Here is a 5,634-nt window from a genome sequence, read left to right as displayed (position 1 = left end):
ACGCTGCCGCCGAGTGCGAGGTTGTGCTTGCGCAGGTACTCGATGTCACTCATGAAACCAAAGGTACGGGCGCGGCTGACTTCTTTTACGAACGAAGTACTGGAAAAATCCACGCTTGCACTTTGTGTGCGGTCACGGAAAACAGGGTGATCGAAATCGATCTCGAAGCTCACCTTGAAACCTTCGAAAGGGACGAAAGTGGCGCGCTTGTCGCCGTCTTCCACTGTCACTTCACGCAGGATGCGGATGAACTTCTTGGCGGCTTCCTGTTCTTCCAGGCCAGCCGACTGAATCAGAAATACGAAGGGTCCAGCGCTACCATCCATGATCGGGACTTCGGACGCGGAGAGCTCGACGTAGGCGTTATCGATGCCCAGGCCAGCCATGGCCGAGAGCAAGTGCTCCACCGTATCCACTTTGGTGTCACCGTTGACCAGAGTGGTCGACATCGTGGTTTCACCAACGTTTTCCGCGCGCGCCGGGATCTGCACCGCAGGGTCCAGGTCGGCACGAACAAACACGATGCCGGTGTCGACAGGCGCAGGCTTGAGGGTCAGGTAGACCTTCTCCCCGGAGTGCAGACCTACACCTGTGGCACGGATAATATTTTTCAGTGTGCGTTGTTTAATCATGGCTTGGGCCGCTTCAGCGCAAATTGCGAACTGGTATCAACAAAGGCTGGCGATGATAGCAGACCATGCCTTTGCTGAACACCAATCACCTTCATAGCCCTGATACATTTCATCAATCGGCCTGACGACGCAGGAATGCTGGAATGTCCAGGTAGTCCAGATCATCTTGCGGATTCATCTTCGCGGCAGCCGCAGCACCGGCCTGAGCCTGGTTGCGCATGACGGTCGGACGGTCCAGGTCACGGTAGTTCACCGCTGGAGCTTCCTGACGAACAGGGGCTTGTTGTTGTGGCTGCGACGCCATCGACGTGTGAACGGTATTGTCGATGACCTTCACAGGCTTCTCGATTTTAGCGCCCAGGCCGGTCGCCACGACAGTCACGTGCAGCTCGTCGCGCATGTCCGGATCGATAACGGTACCGACCTTGACCATCGCATGCTCGGAAGCGAAGGCTTCGATGATGCTACCCACGTCGGAGTACTCACCCAGGGACAGGTCAGGACCGGCGGTGATGTTCACCAGGATGCCGCGTGCGCCTTGCAGGTTCACGTCTTCGAGCAACGGGTTGCGGATGGCCGCTTCAGTGGCTTCACGTGCACGGTTCGGACCGCTGGCGCAGCCAGTGCCCATCATCGCCATGCCCATTTCACTCATCACGGTACGCACGTCGGCGAAGTCGACGTTGATCATGCCCGGACGCTTGATGATGTCGGAGATACCGCGAACGGCACCGGCCAGTACATCGTCAGCCTTGGCGAAAGCCGACAGCAGGCTGGCGTCTTTACCGAGGATGGTCAGCAGCTTCTCGTTGGGAATGGTGATCAGCGAGTCGACGCTTTCCGACAGCAGGCGGATGCCCTCGTCGGCCAGCTGCATGCGCTTGCGACCTTCGAACGGGAACGGACGGGTCACCACCGCAACGGTGAGGATCCCCATTTCCTTGGCCACTTCGGCAATGATCGGCGCAGCACCGGTACCGGTACCACCGCCCATGCCAGTGGTGATGAACACCATGTTGGTACCCTGCAGGACTTCGGCAATGCGCTCACGGTCTTCGAGAGCGGCCTGACGACCTACTTCAGGGTTGGCACCGGCACCCAGACCTTTGGTCACGCCGGTACCCAGTTGCAGGATGGTCCGCGCGCTGATGCTTTTCAGCGCCTGGGCATCAGTGTTGGCGCAGATGAACTCGACGCCTTCAATGTTGCTCTTGACCATGTGATTCACAGCGTTGCCGCCGCCACCGCCAACACCGATAACCTTGATTACCGGACTTGCGGGGATGTTGTCTACGAGTTCGAACATTTTCCCTCTCCTTTACGTTCTCTAGTTTTTTTCGCCTACTGCGTATATCTACAACGGTGCTGCGGTAAATCCTTAGAAATTTCCCTGTACCCAGCTCTTGATGCGATCGAGCAAGGCGCCTTTCGGCTCTTCGTTGCTGTAGCTGTCGCGACTGCCGATGCCCGAGAACGAAATGCCGTCGGATTGCTTCTGCAGGCCGTACATCAACAGGCCAACGCCGGTGGAATAAATCGGGTTGCGAACTACGTCATCCAGGCCCCTCACACCGTGAGGCACGCCCAGGCGTACCGGCATATGGAAGATTTCCTCGGCCAATTCGGTGGCGCCTTCCATCTTCGACGTACCACCGGTCAGCACGATGCCGGCCGGGATCAGGTCTTCGTAGCCGCTGCGGCGCAGCTCGGCCTGGATCAGCGTGAACAGTTCGTCGTAGCGCGGCTCGACCACTTCGGCCAGGGCCTGGCGAGACAGTTCGCGCGGCGGACGGTCGCCAACACTCGGCACCTTGATGGTTTCACCGGCACCGGCCAGCTTGGCCAGGGCACAGGCGTAGCGAATCTTGATTTCTTCGGCGTACTGGGTCGGGGTGCGCAACGCCATGGCGATGTCGTTGGTCACCTGATCGCCCGCGATTGGAATCACTGCGGTGTGGCGGATCGCGCCCTCAGTGAAGATCGCGATGTCAGTGGTGCCGCCGCCGATATCCACCAGGCACACGCCCAGTTCTTTTTCGTCGTCGGTCAGCACCGAATAGGCCGACGCCAGTTGCTCGAGAATGATGTCGTCGATTTCCAGGCCGCAGCGGCGCACGCATTTTTCAATGTTCTGTGCGGCGTTGACGGCGCAGGTGACCACGTGAACCTTGGCTTCCAGACGTACCCCGGACATGCCCAGTGGCTCGCGCACGCCTTCCTGGTTATCGATCACGTAATCCTGCGGCAGGGTGTGCAGCACCCGCTGGTCAGCCGGGATCGCCACGGCCTGGGCGGCGTCGAGCACGCGTTCAAGGTCTGCAGAGCTGACTTCGCGATCACGAATCGCCACGATGCCGTGGGAGTTCAGGCTGCGGATGTGATTGCCGGCCACGCCGACAAATGCCGAGTGGATGCGGCAACCCGCCATCAGCTGGGCTTCTTCAATCGCGCGCTGGATCGATTGCACGGTGGATTCGATGTTCACCACCACGCCTTTCTTCAGGCCACGGGACGGATGCGTACCGATCCCGACGATTTCCAGCGTGCCGTCGTCCGAAACCTCGCCTACCAGCGCCACCACCTTGGAGGTGCCGATATCGAGACCGACGATCATTTTGCCGCTTTGCACGTTTGCCATGGGTCCTGCCTCTTCTTAATTCTTCGCGACAGCGGGTTGGGCTGCCGTCGGCGCTACGGGTTCCCGCCAGCCAACAGCGAGGCCGTTGGCGTAGCGCAGATCGATACGCGCAATGTTCGTAATCTGTTCTTTAAGCGTCTTGTCGTAGATGGCAATGAAGCGGCGCATCTTTTCCACCTGGTTGCCGCGCCCCAGCAGCAGTTCGATCCCGGGGCCCGCACTGCCTGGGCCGGTGGTCAGGAACCAGCTGCCTCGTTCACGCAACTCCAGGCGTGCAATCGAGAAGCCCAGCGGCCGGAGCATCTGGCTCAGGACCTGGTATTGCTGCATCACCTGCTGTTGAGCCCGTTGTGGACCGAACAGCTGCGGCAAGTGTTCGTAGTTCGCCAGCTCACGCGGGGTAAAGGCCTGACCCTGGTTATTCAACAGCGACTCGTCACCCCATCGGGCAACCGGCAGTTGCTCTTCCAGGCGGATCACCACTTGATCCGGCCACACCCTGCGCACTTCGGCGTGGGCAATCCATGGCATCTGCTCCAGCTCGGTGCGCATGCTCGCCAGGTCGATGGTGAAGAAACTCGACGCCACGAATGGAGCGATCCGTTGCTGCACCGCTTGCTGGCTGATGTAGCTCAAGTCGCCCTGCACGTTGATTTTGGTGATCGGCCGGTCAGCGTACGGCAGCAAACGCTGCGCGCCTTCGTATGTACCGAACCCCAACGCCACCAGCAGCACCGGCCAGAACAGACTCTTGAGAAAACCGAAATTGGCTTTCGGCAGGCGCGCAGACATCGGCTCTTTGGCCACCATTCGGCTGGCACCCCGCGGCACCGGCTTGCGGCCGGGTACGGGTGGCTGATGTCTGACTTGAGCGCCATGCATGGTCTTAACCTCTTGCCTCGATACTTGCGGCCAGGATCGCCAGAACCAATTGCTGGAAATCCAGACCGGCAGCACGGGCCGCCATCGGAACCAGACTGTGATCGGTCATGCCCGGTGCGGTGTTCACTTCCAGAAACCAGAACTGCCCGTCGGCGTCCTGCATCACGTCCGCCCTGCCCCAACCGGCGATACCCAGCGCGTCACAGGCTTTCGCCGTGAGGTCCATGAGTTCCTTTTCCTTGGCGCTATCCAGCCCGCACGGAATGCGGTATTGGGTATCGTTGGCGATGTACTTGGCGTCGTAGTCGTAGAAACTGTGCGTCGTGCCCAGGGCGATGGGAGGCAACACCTGGTCACGCAGGGTGGCGATGGTGAACTCCGGACCTTGAATCCATTGCTCGACCAACACTTGCGAATCGTAGGTACTGGCCGCTTTCCAGGCGTCGATCAATTCGGACGCGGAAGTCACTTTGGCCATCCCGATACTTGAACCTTCATGGGCCGGTTTGACGATCAAAGGAAAGCCCAGTTCCGTCGCTGCCGAAATACAATCGGCCTCGCTGCGCAGCACGGCGTGACGTGGCGTCGGAATCCCGAGGCTGTGCCAGACCTGCTTGGTGCGCAGTTTGTCCATGGCCAGGGCCGAAGCGAGAATGCCGCTGCCGGTGTAAGGAATGCCCAGGCATTCGAGCAGGCCCTGCATGCTGCCGTCTTCACCACCGCGACCGTGGAGGATGATGAAGGCGCGGTCGATCTTTTCACTCTGCAGACGCTGCAACAGGTCGTCGCCCACATCGAGGCCGAACGCATCCACGCCCGCACTTTGCAGCGCGTCGAGAACGGCGTTGCCCGATTTCAGGGACACCTCGCGCTCGGCACTCTTGCCACCGAACAACACGGCGACGCGGCCGAAGTCCTTCGGCGCGACAGTGGAAACGAGGTTGGCGTACGCAGCAATCATTTCAACTTTCCCTCTACCGATGCCGCCACGGCACCCGTGAACAACGAACTCTTCAACAAACTCGGGGCAAGACCGCCCACATCACCCGCGCCCTGGCACAGCAGGATGTCGCCGGCACGCAGCAGCGGCTTGACGATCGGCGCCAGGTCGGCACCGCGCTCGATGTAGATCGGATCGAGCTGGCCGCGCTGGCGGATGCTGTTGCACAGCTTGCGGCTGTCAGCACCCGGGATCGGCTCTTCGCCGGCCGGATAGACTTCCATCAACAGCAACACATTGGCGTCGGCCAGGACATTGACGAAATCGTCGTACAGGTCGCGGGTGCGGCTGTAACGGTGCGGCTGGTAGACCATCACCAATCGGCGCTCCGGCCAGCCACCGCGCACGGCCTTGATCACCGCCGCCACTTCGGTCGGGTGGTGACCGTAGTCGTCGACCAGCATCACGCTGCCGTCGTCCACCGGCAGTTCGCCGTAGACCTGGAAGCGCCGGCCGACACCCTGGAACCCGGACAGGCCCTG

The 5,634-nt window shown here is 60.5% G+C and carries 6 protein-coding genes; all 6 read right to left on the bottom strand.

Translation table 11 applies throughout. The features are described 5' to 3' along the window. Positions 1–632: UDP-3-O-acyl-N-acetylglucosamine deacetylase (lpxC, locus tag D8V06_RS09645; protein ID WP_130930865.1), on the bottom strand; the 632-nt coding region annotated here is incomplete at its 3' end. A 112-nt stretch (positions 633–744) separates the two neighbouring features. Beyond that, complete coding sequence (ftsZ, locus tag D8V06_RS09640) at positions 745–1,938, bottom strand: cell division protein FtsZ (RefSeq protein ID WP_053154973.1); 1,194 nt, start codon at positions 1,936–1,938, stop codon at positions 745–747. A 72-nt stretch (positions 1,939–2,010) separates the two neighbouring features. Beyond that, entirely contained in the window at positions 2,011–3,270 is a 1,260-nt protein-coding gene (gene ftsA / locus D8V06_RS09635) for a cell division protein FtsA (protein WP_056853192.1), read from the bottom strand. A gap of 15 nt (positions 3,271–3,285) precedes the next feature. After that, entirely contained in the window at positions 3,286–4,152 is an 867-nt protein-coding gene (locus D8V06_RS09630; RefSeq protein ID WP_056853193.1) for a cell division protein FtsQ/DivIB, read from the bottom strand. Between the two features lie 4 nt (positions 4,153–4,156). Then, a complete protein-coding gene (locus tag D8V06_RS09625) occupies positions 4,157–5,113 on the bottom strand; it encodes a D-alanine--D-alanine ligase (RefSeq protein ID WP_056853194.1) in 957 nt (318 codons plus the stop codon). Beyond that, positions 5,110–5,634, bottom strand: a 525-nt coding sequence (locus D8V06_RS09620; protein WP_277751292.1) for a cyanophycin synthetase, incomplete at its 5' end; no start/stop codon positions are given. The genes D8V06_RS09620 and D8V06_RS09625, both read right to left, overlap by 4 nt.

This window comes from Pseudomonas sp. Sample_24, assembly GCF_004307605.1.
Taxonomy (GTDB): domain Bacteria; phylum Pseudomonadota; class Gammaproteobacteria; order Pseudomonadales; family Pseudomonadaceae; genus Aquipseudomonas.
This window is presented reverse-complemented; position numbering and strand designations above follow the sequence as displayed.

What these genes read in the sequence shown, in the direction of transcription:
- ftsZ (WP_053154973.1), bottom strand. Translation starts at nt 1,938, where the DNA reads ATGTTCGAACTCGTAGACAACATCCCCGCAAGTCCGGTAATCAAGGTT.
- ftsA (WP_056853192.1), bottom strand. Translation starts at nt 3,270, where the DNA reads ATGGCAAACGTGCAAAGCGGCAAAATGATCGTCGGTCTCGATATCGGC.
- D8V06_RS09630 (WP_056853193.1), bottom strand. Translation starts at nt 4,152, where the DNA reads ATGCATGGCGCTCAAGTCAGACATCAGCCACCCGTACCCGGCCGCAAG.
- D8V06_RS09625 (WP_056853194.1), bottom strand. Translation starts at nt 5,113, where the DNA reads ATGATTGCTGCGTACGCCAACCTCGTTTCCACTGTCGCGCCGAAGGAC.